This is a genomic window from Treponema sp. (genome assembly GCF_045641405.1).
GTDB lineage: Bacteria > Spirochaetota > Spirochaetia > Treponematales > Treponemataceae > Treponema_D.
This window is the reverse complement of the sequence record NZ_JAZUGX010000073.1, coordinates 16,255-41,212: the sequence shown is the minus strand read 5'-3', so window position 1 is coordinate 41,212 and position 24,958 is coordinate 16,255. Positions and strand designations below refer to the sequence as shown.

Genomic DNA, 24,958 nt, shown 5'->3' with positions numbered 1-24,958 from the left:
ATCCCTTAAAAAGGAAGACAACTTCATTTTTAAGGGATTTTTTTTATTCCAGTTCTTATTCAACATAACTTTTTTTTCTGTTAAAATGTTTATATGACAAACACACTGCGCCTTGGAATCGACATTGGTTCCACAACTGTAAAGGTTGTTGTTTACGACAAGACAGACAAAAAAATTCTTTTTCATAAATATCAGCGTCACCATGCGGAACAGAAGAAAACTGCTGCCCAATTGCTTGAGGAAGTAGAATCTCTTTATCCAGGACAGAAATTCAAGATTGGAATATGCGGTTCAGGCGGAAAGAACATTGCCGAACTTACAGGCGCTCACTACATTCAGGAAGTTGTAGCAAACTCTTCTGCAGTCCGTGCAAAATATCCTGCGACAAGAACAGCCATAGAACTTGGTGGCCAGGATGCAAAAATAATTTTCTTCTACTTTGATGAAAAACAGCAGCGCCTTATGACAAGCGACATGAGAATGAACGGTTCCTGCGCAGGTGGTACAGGTGCATTCATTGATGAAATTGCATCCCTTTTAAAAGTTCCTGTTGAAGAATTTGAAAGCCTTGCCAGCCGAGGAAAGACAGTCCATTCAATTTCAGGTCGCTGCGGTGTATTTGCAAAGACAGACATTCAGGGACTTTTAAATCAGAGCGTCAGTCGCGAAGACATTGCCCTTTCTGCATTTCATGCAATTATAAAACAGACCATCGGTGGACTTGCCCAGGGACTTGAACTTAAAGCTCCAGTAATTTTTGAAGGCGGTCCATTGAACTTCAACCCTACATTGATAAAGGCCTTCTGTGAAAGACTTAACCTTAAGGAAGAAGATTTCATTCTTCCTGAAAATCCAGATACAATCGTAGCCCTTGGTTCAGCACTTGCAGTAGATGAACTTTTTTCTGACTCTGGCAAAGATGAGATTGATTTGAACGAAGCCATCGCAAAACTCAGAGCAAGCAACGGCATTTCAGATGAAAGAAAAAATGCTTCTACAAAACCATATTTTGACAACGAAGACGAATGCCGTGAATGGCGTGAAGCACACAAGACTGCAGAAATAAAGGAACGCGAATTTAAGGAAGGCGATGTACTGGACATATACATCGGTATCGATGCAGGTTCAACAACATCAAAGCTTGTCTTCCTTAACAAAGACGAAGAAGTCGTAGACAAATTCTATGCAAACAACGAAGGTGACCCTATCCGCATCGTAAAGGAAGGTTTGCGTCACCTTTATAAAAAATACAAGAAGATGGGCGTTACCCTCAATGTTCTTGGACTTGGAACCACTGGTTACGGGGAACTTTTGCTTGGAACAGCTTTTGGAGCAGATTACCACACAGTAGAAACAGTAGCACATTCCACGGCTGCAAGAAAATACATGAAAGATGTAAGCTTCATTCTGGACATCGGTGGTCAGGACATGAAGGGCATCTGGGTTCAGGATGACATCGTTACAAACATTACGCTCAACGAAGCCTGCTCATCAGGATGCGGTTCCTTCCTTCAGAACTTTGCAACATCACTTAACATTCCTCTTGAAAAGATTGCCGACGCTGCATTCTCTTCCAGACATCCAGCGAACCTTGGAAGCCGCTGTACGGTTTTCATGAACAGCACCATCATCACGGAACAGAAAAATGGATGCAATGCAGAAGACATTATGGCAGGACTTTGCCGTTCTATCATAGAAAATGTTTTTACAAAAGTTGTTCGCATTTCAGATACATCAAGTCTTGGGAAAAACATCATGGTTCAAGGTGGAACTTTCAAGAACGATGCAGTTCTCCGCGCCATCGAACAGTATCTTGGAGTAAATGTAAACCGTGCTCCTTTCCCAGGCGAAATGGGAGCTATCGGTGTTGCCCTCCTTGCAAAGAAACATGCAGGAGAAGCATCCAAGTTCATCGGTTTTGAAAAGCTTTCAGGCTTTACTTACGAACAGGAAGAAAACAACATCTGCCCTCACTGTGCAAACCACTGCAACAGAACCATCGTAAAATTTCCAAATGGATCTTCATATGTTACAGGCAACAGGTGTCCCCGCGGTGAAAGTCTTGAAGAAAATGCACCTGCCGTAAAAAATGTTCCTGACCTTTTCCTCATCAGAGAATCTTTGCTCACAAAGAAATACAAGTTTACTGAAGTAAGCGCAAAGAAGAACCTTAAGGTTGGTTTTCCTCGATGCCTTGAATTCTGGGACAGTCTTCCCTTCTGGACTACTTTCTTTGGTTCACTTGGTTTTGAAACAGTAATTTCAGATCCAAGTACAAGACCAATGTTTGAAGAAGGATTGCCTTTCGTTGCATCGGACACAGTATGTTTCCCTGCAAAACTTGTTCACGGTCACATGCAGAACCTTGCAGACAAAAAGGTTGATGTCATCTTCATGCCAATGATAATGAACATGCCTGCAAAGGATACTGAAGGCAAAAGCAATTATGTCTGTGCCGTTGTCAAAGGATATCCACTTGTAATCTACAACCAGGAAAATCCTGCAGCCAGATGGAACCTCCGTTACGAACACCCGATGTTCCACTGGTATTCTGAAAGAGATAGATACAACCAGATTGAAAGATACATGGAAAACGCATTTGGAATTTCCAAATCTGAAATCAAAAAAGCTTTTGATCAGGGTATGGCATCCATTAAAGAATTCCGCAGTACCCTTGTTACCATGGCAGACAAAATCCGCGAAAAGGCAAAGGCAGAAGGAAAATTTGCAGTTGTACTTGCAGGCCGTCCTTATCATACAGATCCCCTTGTAAGCCACGATCTTTCCCGCGTATTCACAAAGGAAGGAATTCCAGTCCTTACCGTTGATTCCCTTTCTGGTCTTGAAAAGGCAGACCTTAGATACACAAGGGCAGAGGTTACAAACAACTTCCATACACGAATGCTTGCCGGTGCCCTTCTTTCAGCCCAGTCAACGGAGCTTGAATTTGCTCAGATAGTAAGCTTTGGTTGCGGACACGATGCAATCCTTTCCGATGAAATCATCCGCATTACAAATGAAGTTTCCACAAAGGCACCTTTGATTTTGAAGATGGATGAAGGTGGAGCAAGCAACAGCCTGAACATCCGCGTAAAATCTTTCATTGAAACCATTGCAGAACGACGCAACAAGAATGTTGGAAATACAACAGAAACAAAACCTCTTGCAGACGCATACACTGCAAAGTTCTACAGACAGGATAGAAAAATCAAGACCGTTCTTGTTCCGAATGTTTCCGTTGCTTTCTGCAAGCTTTTGAGCGGAACTCTAACAAGAAGCGGAATCATTGCTGAACCACTTCCACTTGGAAGCATAAACGAAATCCGCCTCGGAAAAAAATATGTTCACAACGACACCTGCTTTCCAGCCCAGATGGTTATCGGAGAAGCAATCAGCGCATTGCAGAGCGGAAAATACGATCCTGACAAAGTAGCCATCGGTATGGCAAAATATCAGGGAGACTGCCGCCTTACCCATTATTCTGCACTCCTTCGCCGTGCCCTTGATGCAGCAGGATTTACACAGGTTCCTATAGTTTCCACAGACCCAGTTGACTACAAGGAAATGCACCCTGGAATCAAACTTGGAAACATGTTCAACATTGCAACGGTATGGGCTGTTGTAATCATGGACATTCTTGAAGAACTCCGCAGAAAAATTCGTCCTTACGAAATCAATGCGGGCGAAACAAACAAAGTCTTTGACGAAGCAATCGATAGAATCTCTGCAGCTCTTGTTACAAGCACAACAAAGGCAATAAAGGAATTCAAGATTGCCATAGAGAAGTTTACAAAGATTGAATATGACCGCACAAACCTTAAGCCTCGCGTATTCATTACGGGTGAATATCTTGTTACCTTCCATCCAGGGTCAAATTTCTATGTTGAGGATTATCTTGAGAAAAACGGAATGGAAGTAATTCTTCCAAGAATGATAAATGTCTTCTGGAAGGATTTCCATTCACGCATCTGTGAAATGAAGGATTACAAGGTTAAGTTCCCACTGGACCAGGGACCATTCAGTTTTGTTGCGGAAGGACTCATCAATGTTGCCCTTACAACCTGCGAAAAGATTGCTGAAGTTCACCCACTCTACAGGAAGATTGTCCGTCTCCCGGCATTGGCCATTGAAAACAACCATGTCATGGAACGCACATTCCTTTCTGGAGAAGGCTGGCTCATACCTGGAGAAATCCGTGAATTTGCAAGAGACGGCGTAACTTCATTTGTAATCCTTCAGCCATTCGGATGTCTTCCAAACCACATTACAGGCCGCGGAAGCATGAAGAAAATCAAGGAAGAATTCCCTGCAATCCAGATTTTACCTCTGGACCTTGATCCAGACACCTCATTCGCAAATGTAGAGAATCGTCTGCAAATGCTGATTATGAATGAAAAAAACAGGGGGCGAAAGCCTTGTTGATTAGAAAATAAAACTCTTGTAACTTTCGCCCCACGAATTGCAATGCAATTCGTGTTAACTGTTATAGATATACCGCTCCCGTAAGGAACCGTACCAAGCCTGCTAAGGTGCTCCCGTTACAACATCAAAAGCTGAGGGCTACACCCTCAGATTCTAATTGGGTCGCAAAACGCAGTTTGGCACGAACCCTTACTCCGCGGTTTGTTTTTGTATAGTTTCACAATCTTTTCATTTATTAAATCGCAAATCGAAAATTTAGAAATCTTAGCTCTTAAGTCCAAACAAGGTCTTGCAGTTTTCATCTACGAGTTTGTCCAGCTTATCTGTGCTCATTCCTAATTTTCCTGAGACAAATTCGTAGGTGTACTTGATGAAGAGAGGATTGTTTTCCTGTCCACGCATTGGAACAGGAGCAAGATATGGACTGTCTGTCTCCAAAAGGATTCTGTCTTTTGGAAGATAGCTTAAAAGCGCATTAAGGTCGTCCATCTGGCTTTTCTTTGTGTATGTAAGGGCACCACCAAGAGCAATGTACCATCCCATATCAAGGAACTGCTTTGCTTCGTTTATTCCATAGCTGAAGCAATGAACGATACCGCGATTGTAACGGATGCTGCGGAGAACATCCATGGTGTCTTCAAAACCGTCACGGCTGTGGATGATGAAAGGAAGATCCAGTTCACGGGCAAGTTCAAGCTGCATGCCAAACAATTCTTTTTCACCATAAAAAACAGAATCATCATAATCTTCACGACAATGATGGTCGGCCCCAGCAGGACTCCAGTGATGGTCGATGCCACCTTCACCGATGGCACATACATGCTTTGCAAAACAACTGTCGCTCCCACGGAATTCTTCGATTGTTTCCCTCAAAGTTTCAATGGCAGTATAACGATCTTCTATGCTGTCCTTGTCTGGCCAGATTCCAGCTGAAAGATAAATGGACTTCTTAAGTTTGCTCTGCATGTTTACATCAGGTAAAGCATCAAGGCAATCTTCCAATGTCTGTGCACGGTAAATAAGGTCATCAGCTCTGGTACCGATATCAAGGCCAAAGTAAATTTTATTTTTTGCCATCTGCTCAAGGATTTCAGTACCGAATTCCTGGCTGTTGTTTTCTACAAGATGATGAAAATGAAAATGTGTATCACTGAACATAAATCGCTCCGGTAAAAAAAATCCAATTAAATTTTCGGATTAATAACGACAATAGTTATACACAAAAATCAAATGATTTTCTATAATCCTGTTGAAGGTGAAACAAAATGAAAGTATTGATGCTGAACGGAAGTCCAAGAAAAAATGGCAACACTGCCCTTGCCCTTTCTGAAATGAAGGGAGTTTTTGAAAAAGAAGGAATAGAATCTGAAATAATTCAAGTTGGAAACAAGGATATAAGAGGATGCATTGCATGTGGAAAATGCAGTCAGACTGGAAAATGTGTTTTCAACGATGCTGTAAATGAAGTTGCCGCTAAATTTGAAATGGCAGACGGTCTTGTCGTTGCAAGCCCTGTTTACTATGCTTCTGCAAACGCTACCTTGATTGCCCTTTTAGACAGGCTTTTCTACAGCTCAAGCTTTGACAAAACAATGAAGGTCGGAGCAAGTGTAGTCTGTGCAAGACGTGGAGGATGTTCATCTACCTTTGATGAACTGAACAAATACTTTACCATAAGCAGCATGCCTGTAGCTTCAAGTCAATATTGGAACATCATCCACGGACGCGCAGAAGGCGAGGCACAGATGGACGAAGAAGGCAAACAAACGATGAGGGTACTTGCAAGAAACATGTCGTTTCTCATTAAAAGCATTGCCCTCGGAAAAGAAAAATTCGGTCTCCCTGAAAAAGAAGAAAGGGCATGGACCCACTTCATCCGCTAGTTAAAAGTTTTCGGGGTCTGTCCCCGTTATCCATAAAAAATTAAAAGCTGACTTGCTTATAAGTCAGCTTTTTTTGTTGCCGAGCACCGGCTCGCACTTCTTTCGCAGACTTCCTGTCTGCTCTCTCCGGGCCGGCTTCGTTCACTGACGCGGGCGTCCTGCCCGCTTTTCCTCGCACCTGCTCGGCGTTCTCTTCGCTTCGATTCCGGTTTTGTTTTACAACACCATTTAAAAAACTAAAAGCTGACTTGCTTATAAGTCAGCTTTTTTTGTTGCCGAGCACCGGAATCGAACCGGCACGACATGTTAAGTGTCGAGGGATTTTAAGTCCCTTGTGTCTACCAATTCCACCAGCTCGGCGACACGTTTGATAATATATATTATTTTAGTGTCAAATTCAATACGGTTTATTTAGCGGACTTTGCTGAAAAGTTCTGACATCTGGTCTCGCCATTCAGGTTTCTTGTCCTTTTCTTCCCAGTCTATGATTTTTCTGATCTGGAAATGCTTTGTGTCGTGGACATTTGCATAATAGATCACTCCAAATCTTCCCTGTCCTATGTATGCAATTTTTTCACCATTTTCAAGCTTTGTGTCTTTCTGTATCTGAGCAATGGCACAATCAAAATGAAGTGGAGAACCGCTTTTTGAATCGTTTATGGCAGAAGATAGCTCTTTGATTACTTCACCGCAAACAGGGCATACTGGTTTATTTGAATCCTTGAAATTTCTGATGGCTTCCTCATTCTCTCGAATCTGTTCTTCAGATACAGCCTTGATGGTAGGTCTAAAAACAGGCTTGGAATTCTTCGGACTATGGTTATCGTGGGAATGCTTGTTATTCTTCCAGTTTCCGTTATTGTGCTTTCTGTTATGTCTATCGTGACGCATATTTAAAGTATAGACGAATTAGAGACTTTTTTCTATATGGTCCTCGACAATTTGTCGGCTCACAATAAGTGCAATTCTGTCGATGGCTGAATTGATGTAGTTTTCATCCTGGATTTTTTTCTGTAGTTCCACAATTTTTTGCGGCAATGTCTGTTTAGTTGCTGCATTCTTTGACTGCATTCATTTACTCCGAAAAAGCATTGACAATGTGGTGCACCGGATCCAGCCCCGGAACATCAATGGCAAGGACATCATATCTGATGAACTTGTTACTATATTGTCGATGTTTTTGGAGATAAGATTTAGAGGTTTTAATAATCTTTTTTTGTTTTATTGAATTAAGCTCATGTGAAAGAATCTCAATATTGCCATGGGGAAGGCTTTTTACCTCAACAAAGACAAGAACATCACCCTTTAGGGCAACAATGTCTATCTCCCCTGTTCTTATGCGATAATTTCTTTCCAGGATGGTATAGCCAGCGGACGTCAAAAATACCGCTGCCTTATCTTCACCTATATTCCCCTTTTCCCTGGTGGAAACAGCAGAATTACAGTTCCTCAAGCTCCGCTACATCCTCATCGTCTTCAAGAGGTTCAAGTTCCTCGACATCTTCCTCTTCAACATAGTCATCGGGTAGAATCTGACCTTCAGTAACAAGAAAAGGAATATTCCATCTTTTGAGGGCAGAAATGTGAAATGGTTTTGCAGGACGGTTTGCTCCAAGGAACATGTTCTGACCGTCTTCAAAGAAAACAGGAGCATTAAAGCGAACCCCAGGTTTTATAACGCTGCAATGTATGATCATCTAGGCACCCTCATTCTGTTTTTCCAAGTAGGAAATCATAGCAAATACTCCCGCCACAGCTTCCCATGTGTTCTCAGGAATACATTCTCCTATCTGATGGACGGAAAGGACATTGGCAAGCAGCCCATCCTCCACTATCGGAATGTCATTTTCCCTTGCAATTTCAACCATTCTTTGCGCAAAGACACCAGATGATTTTGCAGTTATCAGGGGAGCTTCGACGTTTTTCGGATATTTCAACGATACTGCCGTCAACTTTTTTTTCATATCGTGTACCTTCAGGCAATATCTTCAAAGGAGAAGGGAATCTCTGAAGACGAATAAAGGCCTTCAGAATAAGCCAGGTCGGAATAGGTTACTGGCACAGAATTGCCGTTCATGCCGGAACAAAACAACTCTCCAAGCCGTATTTCCTCATTTTCAATCTCAGAGGTCAAAAGCGGCGGTAATGAACAGAACCGAACTTCCTTCACCTTGCTATTTTTAAAGTATAGCACAAAAAAGTACTTTTTGCACGAGATTTCGCAATTTATTTGGATTTTTTCCGTTACCTTTAATTCAGTGTCCAGAAGCAGCTTTATGAATCCGCGAGACATCTTGCTTCCTACCTGCCATTCATAAGGGAAAACCAGCCAATGTCGCGCCGCATCCCGTGTCTTTAAGTGGTTCATAAAACTAAGAAGACCGCTTTTTCTGCAAGGGAGAACCGAATACATTCCATCAAGAAAATCCTCAGTTTCCTCATTGTTTTCCTGATCTCTTTCTTCTTCATCGTGGTATGAACCTTTTCCACCACCATCTTCATCCACAGCCTCCAGGTACGACAGAAGACGGGCAACATTTTCTACCGTAGGTTCTATTCCCTTTTCAAGCAGCATGCAAGCTATCTCCGCGGCAGCCTTTTCTTTTCCTGGAAAATCGAGGGCAACGCTCCGTGATCTCTGCAAAAACTTTCTGTCGATACGGACACCGCTTTGTTCCATAAATTCAAAGACCTTTGCAGTTATCAAATCAGGTACAAGTCCGTTCTGTTCCATGAACCTGAGGAAAGAAGATGCAAAAACCTTCTCACCTTCTGGCTTAAGGAGAAGCTTTCCATCGGAATCCATTACCCGAGCTTCAAAAGTCTGCCCAGGCTCAAAATCTCTTTCGCATCTTACATTGAATTTTCCGCCTCCAAAGGAAACGAGGCTTGTACCGTCACCATTGTTTCTTAGGACCGCGACACGTATTTTCTGTCCGTCTGCCACCGTAACTGGAGAATTCTCTGAATTATAAGCACCAGGCATTGACCCTAAAAAGGAAAGATTCATGCCACGATTATAGCATACAGACAAAAAAAAAGACCACCCGTACAGGTGGTCCCATATAGCTAAGCAGTCTTTCCCACGAAGTGCTTAGCACTTCGCGCAGAGACTTCCAAAGGAAGTCTCCTACTTCTTTGCTGCTGCCTTGTGTTCTGCGTTGATCTGTGCTTCACGAACATCAGCTGCCTTTGCAACTTCACGAGCGAATGCAACACGTGCGTTTGCCTTAGGTCCGATAAGTTCCTTGATCTTTGCAGCCTTACCGATCTTATCGCGAACGTAGTAGATCTTTGAGCGGCGAACCTTACCTGGGCGGATGAGTTCAACCTTGATGATGCGTGGGCTGTTTACTGGGAATACACGTTCAACACCTACACCGTAGCTTTCCTTGCGAACTGTGAATGTTCTGCGAGCGCCTTCGCCCTTGATGCAGAGAACAACACCTTCATAAAGCTGGATACGCTTTGTCTTTCCTTCGATGATTTCAAAGTGTACCTTTACTGTATCTCCTACGCGGAAACATTCAGCATTTTCTTTCTTCTGCTGTTCTTCAATAGTCTTAATAAGATCCATCTTATTTTCTCCTGTTGCGTTTCTTCCTGCTGTCATGCTTATAGTTTACATATTCAGCAAGTTCGTCGATCATTTTTTCTGCTTCTTCTGAAAGGGTACCCATCATCCTAGCCTTGTAAATCAGGTCAGGCCTGTTCTTCAAGGTTTTCTGAAGGCTCTTTCTAAGCCGCCACTTTCGGATTTCTTCGTGGTTTCCACTCTGTAAAACAGCTGGAACTTCCATGCCTTTGTATACATTTGGCCTTGTATACTGGGGATATTCCAAAAGGTTGTCAGAAAAGCTTTCTTCGCTTAGGGACTCGCTTGTAATGACTCCGTCAACCAATCTGTAAACTGTATCCACTATAACAGTGGCCGCAAGTTCACCGCTTGACATGACATAATCGCCGATGGAGATTTCTTCATCAACGTAGGAATCAATGATTCGCTGGTCAATACCTTCGTACCTTCCGCAAACCAGTACAAGTTCCTCTTTCTGACTAAGTTCCTGCGCTTTGGCTTGGGTAAGGGGCTTTCCACTAGGCGTAACATAGATTACATGTTTCGTCTTTCTGTATGCCTCTACACTGTCAAGTGCAAGTCCTAAAGGTTCAGGTAGCAAAAGCTGCCCTGCTCCTCCGCCATAGGGAGCGTCATCACATGTGTGGTGTCTATCATGGGCAAAATCCCTGATATTAACCAAATCGTAGGCAATAATTCCCTTTTCAACCGCTTTGGCCATGATCGAACTTTCAAAAAAAGCCCGCGGAATCTCAGGAAATAAGGTCAGCACAGTAAATTTCATGGAGTTACTCCAGAATCCAGAGGTGCATCAGCTGCATCTGTCTGTTATCCACATCAACCTTCCCAATGAATTCATCCTTGAACGGTACATAGACAGTTTTTGGACTACCCTTCTTGGTAAGTTTGACATCATCCGATAAAAACGAACAGCTCTCGGACAGCAAAATCTCAACGAGATAACCTGATCCGCCTTCCAATACGTTTGTGACTGTTCCAACAATTGAATTTTCATCAAATGCCGGTGCGGTATCACCCGCCGTTTCCTTATACCATATTGAACAACCCTTAAGGTCTTCAATATACCACTCATCCTTCTGCAATTTATGAGCTTTTTCTCGGGGAACTACGATCTCCCACCTGTTGAATTTTGCAGCTTCCTCAGGAGAGTTTATTCCCTCTAATTTCATGTACAGAATGTTGCTGCCTTCACTTACCGACTCCACTTTAGCAAGCCGTGAAACAGTTCCATTCGTCAAAGTAACTTCGTCCATATCAGCAAAATGCTCATACTCGCCGGAAGTACTTTCCACTTTGAACTCGCCCGTAATCCCATGGGAACCTCGGACAATACCAACCACAAACTGGTCTTTCAATGCACTGGCCATCAGTCTAAGATTTCCAGACTGTAGCGCCTGCCATCCTTGTTGGATGTTGCACTCAAAACAGTTCGCAGAGCCTTTGCAATACGACCGTATTTTCCAATAACTTTGCCAATGTCGCCTTGAGCTACGCTTAACTGTAATACAGGGCCGCGTTCACCCTCGGTTTCTGTCACAGAGACTGAAGCAGGATCATCGACCAATGATTTTGCAATAAATTCAATCAGGTCTTTTTCCATCTTTTAGCTCCTCTGTAAATTACTTGGAAATTGCCTTGCCGTCTGCTGCCAATCCACCCTGTCTGAAAATCTTCTTAACAGTTTCAGTAGGCTGTGCACCAACACTGATCCAGTACTTTGCGCGTTCTACGTCAAATACTGTTTCCTGTCCGTCAGCGATTGGGTGATACTGACCGATTTCTTCAATTGTTGTACCGTTGCGTGGCTTGCGTGCATCCTGTACGACAATACGATAATCTGGGCGCTTCTTAGCACCAAGTTTCATGAGTCTGATTTTGACCACTTTTGTCCTCCATAGGTCTCTCGCGAACGGGGTCAAGACCTAAGATATAGTATTCGCGCTATAATAGCGTGAGCAAATAATATATAGAAAAAAGTGTCTTTAGTCTAGAGAATTCCAAAGGAATTCAAGGGGAATTCGGCGGGAATTCATAATCCACAATTAATAATTATGAATTATGAATTAATTTCTCATCATTTCAACAAGGCTGTCAAAGACAGACTTTGCCTTAAGATTCTTGTCAAAGAGGTGGGCATCACCATAGCCATGGAAGGTTGCAGGAACCCAGCTGTTGGCATCCGTATACCCCCATGTCATATATGTGCTTACATTAGGTTCATCCTTTAGCACACGCATCAAAGTCTCGTACATTCCCTTCTGCTTTGCTACATCAGCTTCTGAAGCAGGCATCTTCATACGCACATCAATCTCGGTAAACTGAACTTCAAGCCCAAGAGCTGCAAAACGGCGGATATTTTCACGCAGAGCATCTTCCTTTAGACCGTAATCCGTGCAAAGATGAAGCTGAAAACCTACACCATCGATCGGAACTCCTTTTTCCACCATAGATTTTACAAATTCATAAAAGGCTTCTGCCTTTGGCGTTCCTGCTTCTTCATGGCTATAGTCATTAAGAAAGAGCTTAGCATCAGGATCTGCGGCACGTGCAATGCGAAACGCCTCTTCGTAGAGATCCGTTCCACACCATCTATACCAGAGGGACTTTCTGAAAGTTCCATCTTCATTGAAGATTTCGTTGGCAACATCGTAACATGCAATCTTTCCCTTATAGCGGGTCATGATCTGATTGATGTTTTCATTTATGAGGGCAAAGGCATCTTCCCTGCTCTTTATCTGGTTGACGATGGTCGAATTCTGCTGATGCCATATGAAGGTATGACCGCGAACCATCATCTTGTTTTTCTGTGCAAAATCAACCATCTTGTCCATATCCGAGAAATTCCAGAGAGTCTTTGTAGGACGAATGTTCACCATCTTCATGGTATTCTCTGGAACAATGGCATTGAAATTATCAGCAATCAATTTTGCTTTACTTTCATCAAGTATGTCTCCAGGCTGAATGGCAACACCAAAGTACATATTTGCTTTGGTCGCTGTTTTTGCAGGCGATTCCTTACATGCAGAAAAAACAAAAGCCGAAACAACAGCAACAGCCAAAGTAAAACATTTCAAATTCTTCTTCATAAGAACAATATTAAAACCGCTTTACTACTTTTGCAATAAAAAAAATGCACCCCTCTATTGAAAGATTACGATTTGTATTAAAATCCGTGGAAATAATTTATTTTATTTCCAGAGGTAAATTTCATGAGTGGAAAAACATTTGCACTTAAGTCCATATTGGCAGCGGCAGCAATCACCGTTTCCGCGACAGCTTTCGGAAAGGATCCCGTTTCGTCCATCATTCCAGGTACATTCATTCGAGGAGCCGATGTTTCATGCCTTTACGACATCGAACAGAAAGGCATCGTCTTCAAAGATATAGACGGAACAGAAAAAGACATGCTTACAATACTCAGGGACCACGGAGCCAACTGGATCCGCCTTAGGGTATGGGTCAATCCAGAAGCATCCCAGGGATCCGTTTACAATCATGGAATGTGCACCATAGAAAAAGCCGCAGCCATAGGAAAAAGAGCAAAGGAACTGGACATGAAGATTCTGCTTGCCCTCCATTACAGCGACACATGGGCAACACCAGAATACCAGAGAAAACCTGCGGCATGGGACAAATTCATCAGGGAACGACTCATCACGGAAATCGGAAGATACTCAAGAGAATGCATGGTGACCATGAAGAATGCAGGAGCAACACCTGACATGGTCCAGATTGGAAATGAAATCAACAACGGAATCCTGCTGAAGGACAGCAAAAACCAACCGACAAAAATAAATGGCAAAATAGGTTCAGACAACTTCGCCGATCTGGTAAATTCCGCCATCAGCGAAATAAAGGGATGTGCTCCAGAAACTGAAATCATGCTCCACTTTTCAAAAGGTGGAGACAAAGAGACAATTTCCATGTGCCTGGAAGGCATAAAAAAAATCAATGATTACGATTGCATAGGGCTTTCATGGTATCCATTCTACAGAAACAACAAGACGATGAAAGAACTGGGAAACGTAATCAGGTTCATTACGTCAAAAGGAAAAAAATGTGTCATAGCGGAAACAAGCTTTCCCTGGACCTGTGATGATAATGAAGAAAACCATGACAATGTCCGCAACGCAGTCTGGTATCTTGGAGACGACAGTTCCATGCTTCAGGTATACGACAATCTTATCGAGGTTCCAGGATTTGCTTATGGAAGCCATCAGGGAAAGAAAATCATCAAACCTTCAAAGTTCAACCAGCAGAAATTCATGGAGGAAATAAAGAAAACAGTCCACCAGAACGGAGGAAGCGGATTCTTCTATTGGGGTGGTGAATGGATTTTCACTGACAGTCAGGACTGGAAGCAGGGAAGCACATGGGAAAATCAGGCCCTTTTTGACCTGAACCACAACGCTCTACCTGTCCTGGACTCTTTCAAAAACTAAAGCATTTCAAGCACAAAAGGAGATGAGCAACTGTTTGCTCATCTTTTTTTTTCGTTTATTGAATCATACTCCATTGTGGTTTACTATCTTCTCAGTGCAACTCGGCACAAGGAGCTTACCATGTCAAATTCACTCACTAAGAACGAATACAATCCATCAGAACTCAAGGATGACTTCATTAAAACCTACGGTGGGACAAAAGATGAAATCAAGCTTTTTTCTTCACCTGCAAGAATCAACATCATCGGTGAACACATTGACTACAACGGTGGAAAAGTTTTTCCAGCCGCCATCAACAGGTATCTCTATGTAGCCATCAGAAAAAGACTGGACACAAAGATTCTATATAAGAGCATACAGTTCGAGGGGACACACCAGTTTGACATCAACGACAATTTTACCTACGACAAGAAAGACGACTACGCCAACTACCTCAACGGAATTTTAAGCCAGCTGAAAGCCAAGGGCTGCAAATTCGACTGTGGATTTGAAGTCCTCATGGCATCAAACGTCCCAGCGGGAGGCGGAATATCCTCTTCTTCAGCACTTGAGTGCGGATTTGCCTATGCCGTAAGCGAAACATTTGGATTCAACATTGACCGCGTTGAAATCGCGAAACTTGGTCAGATGAGCGAGCACAGGTTCATGGGAGTCAACTGCGGCATCATGGACCAGTTCATCATCAGCGTGGGAAAGGAAAAGACGGCCATCGTACTTGACTGCAACACTCTAAAATACGAATACGCACCTCTTGAACTTGGCGACTACCGTTTTGTGGTCATGAACACAAACAAGCAGCGCCGTCTTGCAGACTCAAAATACAACGAACGCCGTGGTCAGTGTGAGGAAGCACTTAAAATTCTTCAGGACAACGGAATCAAAATCAATGCCCTTTGCCAGTTGACTCCTGCACAGTGGGAAGACTGCAAAAAACACATAGCCGATGAGACGATCGCAAGGAGGGTCAGACACTGCGTCTATGAAAACCAGCGCGTTCTTGACGCCGTCGAAGCCCTCAAGGCAGGCGACCTTGCAAGGCTTGGCTCACTCCTCAACGAAAGCCACAAATCCCTCGATGAGGACTACGAAGTAACGGGCATAGAATTGAACACCCTTGCCGCTACGGCACAGAAACAGGAAGGCTGTCTTGGAGCACGCATGACAGGTGCTGGATTCGGGGGATGCGCCATCGCACTGGTACACAAGGACAAGGTTGGCTCCTTCATCGAGAATGTCCAGAAGGAATATACCGAAACGACAGGTTATGCCGCAGGCTTCTTTAGCTGTGAATCTGGCAACGGAGTTGCACATTTCAATTAATTTTCCTTTCAGTTTTACTCAAGGCACGCAAAGCCCTCCGCCTTGCGTGCTTTTTTCATGCAAAAAGCAATCCATAACAAACCGATAAAACTTTAGAAAGATATCGGGAGATGATTCCTTCTGCAGAGGACTTATTTAGTTTGACAATTTATTTCTTATATAATACTATGTATTCTGAATTATTCTTACATGAATAAAAGGAGAATTTTGAAATGTCAACAGAAATGATATTATTCATCGTTCTCCCCGTAGCAGGAATACTTCTTGGATGGACAATTCGCTGGATTTATGCCAGATTTCAACTTTCCGCCTCTGAACAGAAAGCAGAGCGCGTGAGACAGGATGCTATAAAAGAAGCTGAAGCTCAGAAAAAAGAGATTCTTCTTCAGGCAAAAGAACAACTCATTCAGGACCGTAATCAGCAGGAACGGGAGAACCGTGAGCGCCGCACAGAATTGCAGCGTTATGAAAGCCGTGTCAGCAAAAAAGAAGAGCTTTTGGACCAGAGAGCCCAGGAGTTTGACAAGAGAGACAAGGAATTTGCAGTCCAGACAGCAGATTTCCAGAAAAGATCAGAAGTCCTTGCAGAAAAGGAAGCAAACCTTCGCTCTGAATTGGAACGCATTTCTGGTCTTACAGCGGAAGAAGCCAAGGCACTCATAATCAAGAATCTTGAAAACGATGCCCGCCATGACGCACAGGCACTTCTCAACAAGATTGATCAGGAAGCACAGGTAACGGCAGAAAAGAAAGCACAGGAAGTGCTCGTTGCAGCTATCCAGCGTATTGCAACGGAAACTACAAGCGATATTACAGTTGCTACAGTTTCACTTCCAAGCGATGAAATGAAGGGACGCATCATCGGTCGTGAGGGCCGCAACATCCGTTCCCTCGAAACTCTTACAGGCGTAGACATCATCATCGACGATACTCCTGAAGCTGTAGTCATTTCATGCTTTGATCCTGTACGCAAGGAAATTGCACGTGTCGCACTTGAACGCCTCATCATTGACGGACGCATTCATCCAGCCCGCATCGAGGAAATCGTTCAGAAGGTAACACGCGAAATTCAGCAGAAGATTTACGAAGAAGGAGAAAGGGCACTCTTTGACCTTGGCATCCACAACATGGGTCAGGAAGCAATCCGTGCAATCGGACGCCTTTACTTCCGCACAAGCTACGGACAGAACGTACTAACCCACTCCAAGGAAGTTGCAGAACTTGCAAGCATCCTTGCCGCAGAAGTTGGAGCAAACCGTGAACTTGCAAAGCGCGCCGCCCTCCTCCACGACATCGGAAAGGGAGCTGAAAACGACAGCGACCAGAACCACGCAGAAGTCGGAGCAGAAATGGCACGCAAGATGGGTGAAGATCCACGCATCGTAAATGCCATCGCCGCCCACCACAACGACTGCGAGGCACAGACAATCGAAGCTGTTATCATTCAGATTGCAGATGCCATAAGTGCTGCCCGCCCAGGTGCACGCCGCGAAACAGTAGACAACTACGTTAAGCGCCTTGAAAACCTTGAGGAGACGGCAAAGAAGTTTGCAGGTGTTGAACAGGCTTATGCCATCCAGGCTGGTCGTGAACTCCGCATACTTGTAAACAACGAAAAGATTCCTGATGACCAGGTCAAGGAACTTGCAAAGAACATTGCAAAACAGATCGAGACAGATCTCCGTTACCCTGGAAGAATCAAGATCACAATGATTCGTGAAACCCGCATCGTCGAATACGCACGATAAACAAAAAAAGACTGTTCTAACGAACAGTCTTTTTTTATTGCTCAATAAATTTTCTGAACCGTGGATAAAGCTCCACGAACTCTTTCATTGCCCTGTCGTAGTCTTCAAACCCACATTCAAAAAGAATCATGGCCCCATCAAGATATGTAAGATCGACAGGAGAAACCCCCTCATAATCAATTCTGTTTACCAGAAAATCAACTCTATAGCGTTCAATAGAATTCTTCAATATGAAGCTTATGAAATTGGAGCAGACAAAAACCTTTTGATCAAATATTTCCTCTGGTCCTTTCAATACAGGCAAAGGTCCAAATGCAAACTCGATAGGAAAATTACGGCTTCTTTTATATGCCTTTGAATTCTTCCAATGACGTATACCAGTCGTCGCAGTCTTCATTATTCCATATTTGAAAGAGGAATCTCCCGAAAGCGCATAGTCAAGCAATGCACCCACAGCAAGCCTTTCCGATTCAGCACAAGGCAGAGCAATCACCATGCATCTGGACTTTTTGGAATCAATCGTCGACATGAATTCATTTGCTTCTAGATTAAGCACATTCTCATACTGGACCATATTCCTATTACCAGAAAGAGAGATCGAGACAAAGGAGTCATCAGAAAGTTTTGTACTGATAGAAGAATGATTGTAGACAACTCCATCAGATGCCTTCCCCAAAAGCTTAATGGGCATACGCAAAAAGTTTCCTGGTCTCAAAGGCTTGTCATAGAAAGCATCATAGAAACGGATGAAAACATAGGATTCATATGAAAGCTGCTTTTCTGAAAGCTCCATGTTGCACCGCAAAGGCTTGACCTTTTCCACTCCGCTGGATGCGCAGGACACAAAGAGAAGGGAGATAAGAATTGGCACCAATGATACTTTTTTCATATTCCACGTGATTATAAAGAAAAACTTGCTTTTACAAAAGGCATTATGCGATACTAAAAATCCATTGAAGAAATAAATGTCCTGCTGAATTCTTCGTTGCCTGCAAGTTCCAGGACAGAGCATCGGCAACAAAGCTCTTCAGCCTTTTTTCTCATGGCATCATCCAGAAGAATCATTGAGGCACCGTAAAGGCTTCCATTTCCGAGAGGAACCATCTTATCCTTCAGATCTCCAGGAATCATCCTTATATTGACAGCATCCAGTACACTAAGTTCATTGCCAAAACCTCCCGCAAGGAAAAGAACGGCACCATCGCTCTTTTCGACATTACAGGAAAGCATTTCCAGTCCGCTGTAGACAGCCCCCTTTGCCAGCTGAAAATTCCTTATGTCCTTGACAGAAAGCCAGACCTTCTCCGAAAGACAAAAGCGTTCCTGTGTCTCATCGACAAAGCTTCCATCCCTGTTGATATGCCCTTTTTTCACCATTTCAGATATTGCACTCACAAGACCGGTACCAGAAATTGAAATAGGTTCTCCCCCTCCTATGACTGTACATTCTGGGCATTCACCGTCTAGACTCACCTTAACAATCGCACCTCTGACCGCGGGAGATCCGCACTCAATACCATAACCTTCGAAAGCAGGACCTGCAGCCGTTGAGGTGCAGATGATTTTTTCCGTATTTTTTCCAATGACGCACATCTCGCAGTTTGTACCGATGTCTGCAAGGAATCTATTGCATGCAGCGCTTTCATGAAATCCTGCGGAAAGCATGGAACAGACAATGTCACCTCCGATAAAACCAGACACACAGGGAACAAAATAGATCGAGCAATCTACAGGAACGACATCTCCAAAAAAAATTGAAGCATATCCTTCAAATCCAAAGGTGGATTCAGGAACAAAGGGAGCAGAGGCAAGCTGCCGTACGGAAACACCTGCCAGGAAAGATTCCATGACCGTATTGCCTGCAACGACAATTTTTTTCAGTTCAGCCCTTCCCCTTCTTTCAGAAAAGAATTCAGCCTGGCAGAGAAGCATCGCACGAGAAATCATTCGACCAACCTGCATTTTCATGAGTCCATGCAATTTATCGAAGCCATCATCTTTCATTGAAAAAGAAATTCTAGAAATGACATCAGTTCCAAAGGTCACCTGTTCATTGCCTTCGCCAAAAGAAATTATTTCATCTCCAGTAGAAAGGCAATAAAGCGCACAGGCAATTGTCGTCGTGCCGACATCAAAAGCAATCCCTACATGGTTTGAAGGCAAAGAAGAATCGACATTGAAGCCAGCAATCCCTTTAGACTTCATCTGGACAATGAGACTATCAGATTTTGCATCTTTCCCTGAGCAAAGTCCACAACGGGTGCATTTATTGCAGAGCATGTTCCTACTATATATAAAACCTCCCTCAATTGCAATTTTCAGAAGTGAAAACAAAATAAAATTGAAATTTCAAGAATATTCGATTATCATATTTCTGGGCATGACGCCAAAAAAGACTCATTAAGGAAGGAAAGAAATGAAAAAAATTGCAAAATTCACACTTGCACTCGCTGCCCTAGCAGTTGCAGGTACAGCTACATTCGCAAAACCAAAGAAGCAGAAGGTTATCAAGATCGGTGCAATCCAGCTTGTTGAACATCCAGCACTCGACGCTTCATACAAAGGATTCGTAGACGGACTCAAGGAAGCAGGATACGAAGACGGAAAGAACCTCAAGATCATCTATGAAAACGCACAGGGAGAACAGGCAAACTGCGTTACAATCGCAGACAAGCTTATCTCACAGAGATGCGACATGATTTTTGCAATCGCAACTCCAGCAGCACAGGCTGTTGCAAACAAGACAGAAACAACACCTATCCTCATCACAGCAGTTACAGACCCAAAAACAGCAGGTCTTGTTGAATCAAATGAAAAGCCAGGCACAAATGTAACAGGTACATCTGACCTTACACCATGTGCCGCACAGATCCAGCTCCTCAAGAGACTTGTTCCAAACGCAAAGAAAGTTGCAATGCTCTACTGCTCAAGCGAAGAAAACTCACGCTTCCAGATCAACCTTGCAAAGGCAGAATGTGACAAGCAGGGGCTTTCTTATGTTGATGCAACTGTTTCAAACACAAACGAAGTACAGCAGGTTGTTCAGTCTCTCGTTGGAAAGGTTGACGCAATCTACACTCCAACAGACAACATGATTGCTTCTACAATGGCAACAGTTTCCCTCGTAACAACACCAGCAAAGCTTCCTGTAATCGTAGGTGAAGACGGAATGTGCCAGGGTGGCGGTCTTGCAACTTACGGAATCAACTACTACGAACTTGGAAAGCAGACAGCAAAAATGGCTGTTGAAGTAATCAACGGAAAGAAGCCAAAGAACATGCCTATCCAGTACCTTGACAAGTGTGACTTCTCATACAACAAGGAAACAGCAGAAGCCCTCGGAATCACAATTCCAGCAGACTTGCTCAAATAAGTTGACATATTCAGCTGAATAGACTGCATGCCCTCGATTTTCATCGAGGGCTTTTTCATTTTTTGTCACTTTTTTGTTTTTTTAGGAAAATAATATAGGTAATGAAAAACAAGATAAGTGACTATGCAAACCTTAACAGGCATCCAGACATAAGGGAACTTACCCTTGCCAATGGAATCTCCTACCCTAGCGATGAGGAGCTCATAATGCTTATTCTAGGTAGGGGAACAAAGGACAATCCAATAGGACAGCTTTCCGACCAGGTGGTAAGCGCAATCAATTCAAGCAACGATGGGAACCTGATAACAAACCTTACCGCAATACCTGGCATGGGGGTATCAAAAGCTCTTTCCGTGGCGGCATCTCTTGAACTAGGAAGACGGCGACGTGGCTACCTTCATTCAGTAATAAACCATCCCAAAGACATAATACAATATGTACGGCAATACAGCCTGGAGCAGTCGGAGCATTTCATAACCATAACCACAAACGGAGCACACGAAATACTCAGCACAAGGGTCGTGTCCGTAGGCACCGTAAACAAAGCGTTGATCCATCCAAGGGAAGTATTTGCAAGCGCCGTGGAAGAGCATGCATCTGGAATAATCTGCTGCCACAACCATCCATGCAACCAGTGCTATCCAAGCGAGGCTGACATTGAATCAACAAGACAACTTCAGAAGGCATCCCAGATTCTTGGCATCTCTTTTTTGGACCATATAATCGTAACACGGGACAATTATTTCAGTTTTCTTGAGCACGACATGCTGAAGAACTGAAAGAGGATGAATAACTGACACAGGAAAAAGAAAATCCTAAAATTGCATTTTGGTCAAAATAGAAGTATATTTTCTCTATGAAGCTATACACAAGAAACCAGATCGCTTTGTATTCAGCATTGACAGGAATCGTGGCAGGTGCAGCTGTCGCCGCAGGATTCTTTCTTTTTTCTGGCAGAGAATCAAACCACAAGAACTCAGCTCAGGTTGTTTCAGAAGAGATTTCAACAGACCATGCAGACGACATGATACTTGAAGAACCTTCAGTCCTTAAGGTGGCAAACGACATCAATGAGTATACCCAGGACGAACTGCAGAACATCTCTGTGTATGAAAGATGCAACGAAGCCGTTGTCAACATCACAACTCAGACCATGGGATACAACTGGTTTCTTGAGCCTGTCATAACTGGCAGCGGCTCTGGATCTGGTTCCATAATCGACAAGCGTGGATATGTGGTGACAAACGTCCATGTAATCGAAGATGCAACAACCATAAACATATCGCTTGCAGACGGCTCAAATTACGAAGGACGAGTAATCGGCAAGGATGTAGAAAGCGACATCGCCGTACTCAAATTTGATCCTGATCCAAAGACAGACCTTAAGATAATTCAATTCGGAGCTTCCGACACCCTCAAGGTAGGTCAGAAGGTAATAGCCATCGGAAACCCATTTGCCCTGGAACGCACCATGACAACGGGAATCATCTCGGGTCTAGGACGACCTATACAGGAAAGCTCCAATGTCATCATACGAAACATGATACAGACAGACGCAGCAATCAATCCAGGAAATTCAGGCGGACCGCTTTTAGACAGCAAAGGTCGCATGATTGGAATAAACACGATCATCTACTCAAAGTCAGGCTCTTCAAGCGGAGTCGGATTTGCAATCCCTGTAAGCACCGCCCGTCGTGTAGTCCGTGACCTGCTCGCTTACGGCAAGGTCAACCGTGGAACGATCCAGGCATCATTCGTACAGAACACACACCGTATCGCAGCATATGCAGGATATAAAATCAGCTCTGGTCTCCTTGTCAACAAGGTTCGCCCTGGCAGCAAAGCGGCAAAGGCAGGACTCAAGGGTGGAACAAAGGCTGTTCAATACGGAACATTCAATCCACAGACCATCTACCTTGGCGGCGACATAATCATCGAAGTCGATGGAATAAAGATTGACGGACTTGCAGACTATTACAGCGCTCTTGAAGACAAGAAACCTGGAGACAAAGTCAACATCACCGTCCACAGGGATGGACACAACATCGGACTTACAATGGAACTGGAATTGGAAAACTGACATGAGAGAATTCAAAGTAGTATCTGACTATGAACCAAGCGGTGATCAGCCTGAAGCAATCGCAAAGCTGGTCGAAGGTTTCAAACGTGGAGATAAATATCAGACCCTAAAAGGTGTTACAGGATCTGGAAAGACATTTACCATGGCAAAGATAATCGAGGCGGTCCAGCGGCCTACCCTCATCATCAGCCACAACAAGACTCTAAGTGCCCAGCTATACCGTGAATTCAAGACATTCTTTCCAAACAATGCCGTCGAGTATTTTGTAAGCTACTACGATTATTACCAGCCAGAAGCATATGTTCCAGCCCGTGACCTTTATATAGAAAAAGATGCATCGGTAAACCGCGAGATAGACAAGCTTCGTCTTGCCGCAACCTATGCCCTTATGGAACGTCGCGATGTAATCATCATAGCAACAGTCAGCTGCATATACGGTCTTGGCATGCCTGACCTATACAAGGACATGAGACTCCATCTTACCCGTGGAGAAGAAATCGACATGCACAAGCTTGCCCTAAGGCTTTCAGAAATTCAATATCAGAGAAACGACATGGTATTTGAGCGCGGTAATTTCCGCATCCGTGGGGATGTAATCGAAATCTTTCCAACATACATGGAAACGGATGAAGCATACCGCATAGAACTTGATTTTGACGAGGTCGCAAGAATACGCCGTTTTGATGTAATGAACGGCAATACAATAGAAGAACTTGACGAGCTTCAGCTGTACCCTGCAAAACACTTTGTAGTTCCAAAGGAAATGATGGTTTCTGTAACCGACAAGATCCAGAAAGAAATGGAAGAAGCCGTGGAAACGCTCCGAGCAAAAGGAAAGATGCTTGAAGCGGAACGCCTTAAGACCCGCACAACATACGACATCGAGATGATGAAGGAAATGGGATACTGCAGCGGAATAGAAAATTACTCCGCCGTCATCGCAGGCCGAAAATCTGGGGAACCACCAGCAACATTGCTCCACTACTTTCCTGATGACTTCCTCTGCCTCATAGACGAAGCTCACGTTACGGTTCCACAGATCGGAGCCATGTACGAAGGCGACAGATGCCGCAAACAGAATCTTGTCGACTTTGGATTCCGACTGCCGAGCGCTCTTGACCATAGGCCACTTAAGGCTGATGAGTTCACGGCAAAGATGAACCAGGTGATCTATGTAACGGCAACACCTAGACCTCAGGAAGTAAAGCAGAGCACCCAGGTTGTAGAACAGCTCATCCGTCCGACTGGATTGCTCGATCCTATAATCGAAGTTCGTCCAACGGAAGGACAGATGCAGGACATTTACAAGGAAGTTCAGAAGCGCATAGAAAAGAACGAGCGTAGCCTTATCCTTACCCTTACAAAGAAAATGGCAGAAGATCTGACGGACTACCTTGCAAACCTTGATCTCAAGGTAAAGTACATCCACTCAGAAATCGATACATTTGAACGCGTGGAAATCCTTAAAGCCCTCCGCATGGGTGAAATAGACGTACTCATAGGAATCAATCTTTTGAGGGAAGGAATCGACCTGCCTGAAGTTTCTTTCATCGCCTTGCTTGATGCTGACAAAATCGGATTTTTACGAAGTACAACCAGCTTGATTCAGATTGTTGGTCGTGCAGCCCGCAACGCCGACGGAATGGTAGTCATGTACGCAGACAGAATGAGCGACGCAATGAAAGAGACCATAGATGAGACAAAGAGGCGTCGCAGCATCCAGGAAGCATTCAACAAGGAACACGGAATCGTGCCTAAGACCATCATCAAGGCAATAGGAAACATCCTTGAGCATCCAGACGGTCAACCGACAGATCAGGCTCCAGAATCTGGCGATGCATACCTCAATGAAGTCAAGAAGAACGCAAATCTTTTCAACGCAAAAGAAAGAAAGAAGCTGATTGAACTACTCAAGAAGGAAATGACAGAGGCCGCAGAAAGACTGGATTATGAGACAGCTGCCGTCTACAGAGACCAGATACAGGAAATCCAGCAGCAGTTTGGAAATTAGGTGCAACGGTAACCGCATAAGCCTTCCAACAGGGCAGATCCCTGGCTTTTACGGCGATACAAATTTACCGTCAGCACCCCG

The 24,958-nt window shown here is 43.8% G+C and carries 24 protein-coding genes and 1 tRNA gene; 9 read left to right on the top strand and 16 right to left on the bottom strand.

What is annotated here, in order from left to right; all coding sequences use genetic code 11:
- The first annotated feature begins 93 nt into the window (after window positions 1-93).
- Window positions 94-4,422, top strand: coding sequence for an acyl-CoA dehydratase activase (locus tag ACKI39_RS11495; RefSeq protein WP_407400667.1), 4,329 nt, complete (start codon window positions 94-96; stop codon window positions 4,420-4,422).
- A gap of 264 nt (window positions 4,423-4,686) precedes the next feature.
- On the opposite strand, the gene ACKI39_RS11490 is transcribed toward ACKI39_RS11495, so the two are convergent.
- A complete protein-coding gene (locus ACKI39_RS11490) occupies window positions 4,687-5,580 on the bottom strand; it encodes a TatD family hydrolase (RefSeq protein ID WP_407400665.1) in 894 nt (297 codons plus the stop codon).
- Window positions 5,581-5,687: 107 nt separating this feature from the next.
- On the opposite strand from ACKI39_RS11490, the gene ACKI39_RS11485 reads away from it, so the two are divergent.
- Window positions 5,688-6,305 (top strand): flavodoxin family protein, encoded by a 618-nt coding sequence (locus tag ACKI39_RS11485; protein WP_407400663.1) that lies wholly within the window; start codon window positions 5,688-5,690, stop codon window positions 6,303-6,305.
- A gap of 273 nt (window positions 6,306-6,578) precedes the next feature.
- On the opposite strand, the gene ACKI39_RS11480 is transcribed toward ACKI39_RS11485, so the two are convergent.
- The 13 genes from ACKI39_RS11480 to ACKI39_RS11420 all read right to left on the bottom strand — a co-directional run bounded on the left by ACKI39_RS11480 (window position 6,579) and on the right by ACKI39_RS11420 (window position 12,989).
- Window positions 6,579-6,665 (bottom strand) — tRNA-Leu (locus tag ACKI39_RS11480).
- A 51-nt stretch (window positions 6,666-6,716) separates the two neighbouring features.
- The gene (locus ACKI39_RS11475; protein ID WP_407400661.1) at window positions 6,717-7,196 is read right to left on the bottom strand and encodes a hypothetical protein; all 480 of its coding nucleotides are present in this window, start codon (window positions 7,194-7,196) and stop codon (window positions 6,717-6,719) included.
- Between the two features lie 18 nt (window positions 7,197-7,214).
- A complete protein-coding gene (locus ACKI39_RS11470) occupies window positions 7,215-7,376 on the bottom strand; it encodes a hypothetical protein (RefSeq protein WP_407400659.1) in 162 nt (53 codons plus the stop codon).
- Between the two features lie 4 nt (window positions 7,377-7,380).
- Window positions 7,381-7,758, bottom strand: a complete 378-nt coding sequence (locus ACKI39_RS11465; protein ID WP_407400657.1) for a YraN family protein — start codon at window positions 7,756-7,758, stop codon at window positions 7,381-7,383.
- The gene (locus ACKI39_RS11460; RefSeq protein ID WP_407400655.1) at window positions 7,745-8,002 is read right to left on the bottom strand and encodes a phosphohydrolase; all 258 of its coding nucleotides are present in this window, start codon (window positions 8,000-8,002) and stop codon (window positions 7,745-7,747) included. The genes ACKI39_RS11465 and ACKI39_RS11460 overlap by 14 nt, the downstream gene beginning before the upstream one ends.
- On the bottom strand, window positions 8,003-8,269 hold the full coding sequence (locus ACKI39_RS11455) for an EscU/YscU/HrcU family type III secretion system export apparatus switch protein (RefSeq protein WP_407400653.1): 267 nt from the start codon (window positions 8,267-8,269) through the stop codon (window positions 8,003-8,005).
- 11 nt (window positions 8,270-8,280) lie between these two features.
- The gene (locus ACKI39_RS11450) at window positions 8,281-9,315 is read right to left on the bottom strand and encodes a hypothetical protein (RefSeq protein WP_407400651.1); all 1,035 of its coding nucleotides are present in this window, start codon (window positions 9,313-9,315) and stop codon (window positions 8,281-8,283) included.
- Between the two features lie 120 nt (window positions 9,316-9,435).
- Window positions 9,436-9,882 (bottom strand): 50S ribosomal protein L19, encoded by a 447-nt coding sequence (gene rplS, locus ACKI39_RS11445; protein WP_318690280.1) that lies wholly within the window; start codon window positions 9,880-9,882, stop codon window positions 9,436-9,438.
- Window position 9,883: 1 nt separating this feature from the next.
- Window positions 9,884-10,666: a tRNA (guanosine(37)-N1)-methyltransferase TrmD gene (trmD, locus tag ACKI39_RS11440; RefSeq protein WP_407400649.1), complete on the bottom strand. Its 783-nt coding sequence runs from the start codon at window positions 10,664-10,666 to the stop codon at window positions 9,884-9,886.
- A gap of 4 nt (window positions 10,667-10,670) precedes the next feature.
- Complete coding sequence (rimM, locus tag ACKI39_RS11435) at window positions 10,671-11,270, bottom strand: ribosome maturation factor RimM (protein WP_407400647.1); 600 nt, start codon at window positions 11,268-11,270, stop codon at window positions 10,671-10,673.
- Window positions 11,270-11,503 (bottom strand): KH domain-containing protein, encoded by a 234-nt coding sequence (locus tag ACKI39_RS11430; protein WP_407400645.1) that lies wholly within the window; start codon window positions 11,501-11,503, stop codon window positions 11,270-11,272. Before ACKI39_RS11430 ends, rimM begins: the two co-directional genes overlap by 1 nt.
- Before the next feature lie 19 nt (window positions 11,504-11,522).
- Complete coding sequence (gene rpsP, locus ACKI39_RS11425) at window positions 11,523-11,786, bottom strand: 30S ribosomal protein S16 (protein WP_318690068.1); 264 nt, start codon at window positions 11,784-11,786, stop codon at window positions 11,523-11,525.
- Window positions 11,787-11,966: 180 nt separating this feature from the next.
- Window positions 11,967-12,989 carry an endo-1,4-beta-xylanase gene (locus tag ACKI39_RS11420; protein WP_407400643.1) on the bottom strand — a complete coding sequence of 341 codons (1,023 nt, stop codon included), beginning with the start codon at window positions 12,987-12,989 and terminating at the stop codon, window positions 11,967-11,969.
- Window positions 12,990-13,112: 123 nt separating this feature from the next.
- Here ACKI39_RS11420 and ACKI39_RS11415 point away from each other — a divergent pair, with 123 nt between their 5' ends.
- From ACKI39_RS11415 to rny, 3 genes are all read left to right on the top strand, one after another.
- Window positions 13,113-14,345 (top strand): glycoside hydrolase family 53 protein, encoded by a 1,233-nt coding sequence (locus ACKI39_RS11415; RefSeq protein WP_407400641.1) that lies wholly within the window; start codon window positions 13,113-13,115, stop codon window positions 14,343-14,345.
- Window positions 14,346-14,465: 120 nt separating this feature from the next.
- On the top strand, window positions 14,466-15,665 hold the full coding sequence (locus ACKI39_RS11410; RefSeq protein WP_407400639.1) for a galactokinase: 1,200 nt from the start codon (window positions 14,466-14,468) through the stop codon (window positions 15,663-15,665).
- 212 nt (window positions 15,666-15,877) lie between these two features.
- Window positions 15,878-17,413 (top strand): ribonuclease Y, encoded by a 1,536-nt coding sequence (gene rny / locus ACKI39_RS11405; RefSeq protein ID WP_407400637.1) that lies wholly within the window; start codon window positions 15,878-15,880, stop codon window positions 17,411-17,413.
- Between the two features lie 34 nt (window positions 17,414-17,447).
- Here the strand turns inward: rny and ACKI39_RS11400 are convergent, their stop codons facing one another.
- On the bottom strand, window positions 17,448-18,302 hold the full coding sequence (locus tag ACKI39_RS11400; RefSeq protein WP_407400635.1) for a hypothetical protein: 855 nt from the start codon (window positions 18,300-18,302) through the stop codon (window positions 17,448-17,450).
- A gap of 53 nt (window positions 18,303-18,355) precedes the next feature.
- Window positions 18,356-19,693 carry an ASKHA domain-containing protein gene (locus tag ACKI39_RS11395; protein ID WP_407400633.1) on the bottom strand — a complete coding sequence of 446 codons (1,338 nt, stop codon included), beginning with the start codon at window positions 19,691-19,693 and terminating at the stop codon, window positions 18,356-18,358.
- Window positions 19,694-19,829: 136 nt separating this feature from the next.
- Here ACKI39_RS11395 and ACKI39_RS11390 point away from each other — a divergent pair, with 136 nt between their 5' ends.
- From ACKI39_RS11390 to uvrB, 4 genes are all read left to right on the top strand, one after another.
- Complete coding sequence (locus ACKI39_RS11390; RefSeq protein ID WP_407400631.1) at window positions 19,830-20,786, top strand: ABC transporter substrate binding protein; 957 nt, start codon at window positions 19,830-19,832, stop codon at window positions 20,784-20,786.
- A gap of 101 nt (window positions 20,787-20,887) precedes the next feature.
- Window positions 20,888-21,565: a JAB domain-containing protein gene (locus ACKI39_RS11385; protein ID WP_407400629.1), complete on the top strand. Its 678-nt coding sequence runs from the start codon at window positions 20,888-20,890 to the stop codon at window positions 21,563-21,565.
- A 77-nt stretch (window positions 21,566-21,642) separates the two neighbouring features.
- Window positions 21,643-22,866, top strand: a complete 1,224-nt coding sequence (locus ACKI39_RS11380) for a S1C family serine protease (protein ID WP_407400627.1) — start codon at window positions 21,643-21,645, stop codon at window positions 22,864-22,866.
- A 1-nt stretch (window position 22,867) separates the two neighbouring features.
- The gene (uvrB, locus tag ACKI39_RS11375) at window positions 22,868-24,877 is read left to right on the top strand and encodes an excinuclease ABC subunit UvrB (RefSeq protein ID WP_407400625.1); all 2,010 of its coding nucleotides are present in this window, start codon (window positions 22,868-22,870) and stop codon (window positions 24,875-24,877) included.
- The last annotated feature ends 81 nt before the right edge of the window (window positions 24,878-24,958 follow it).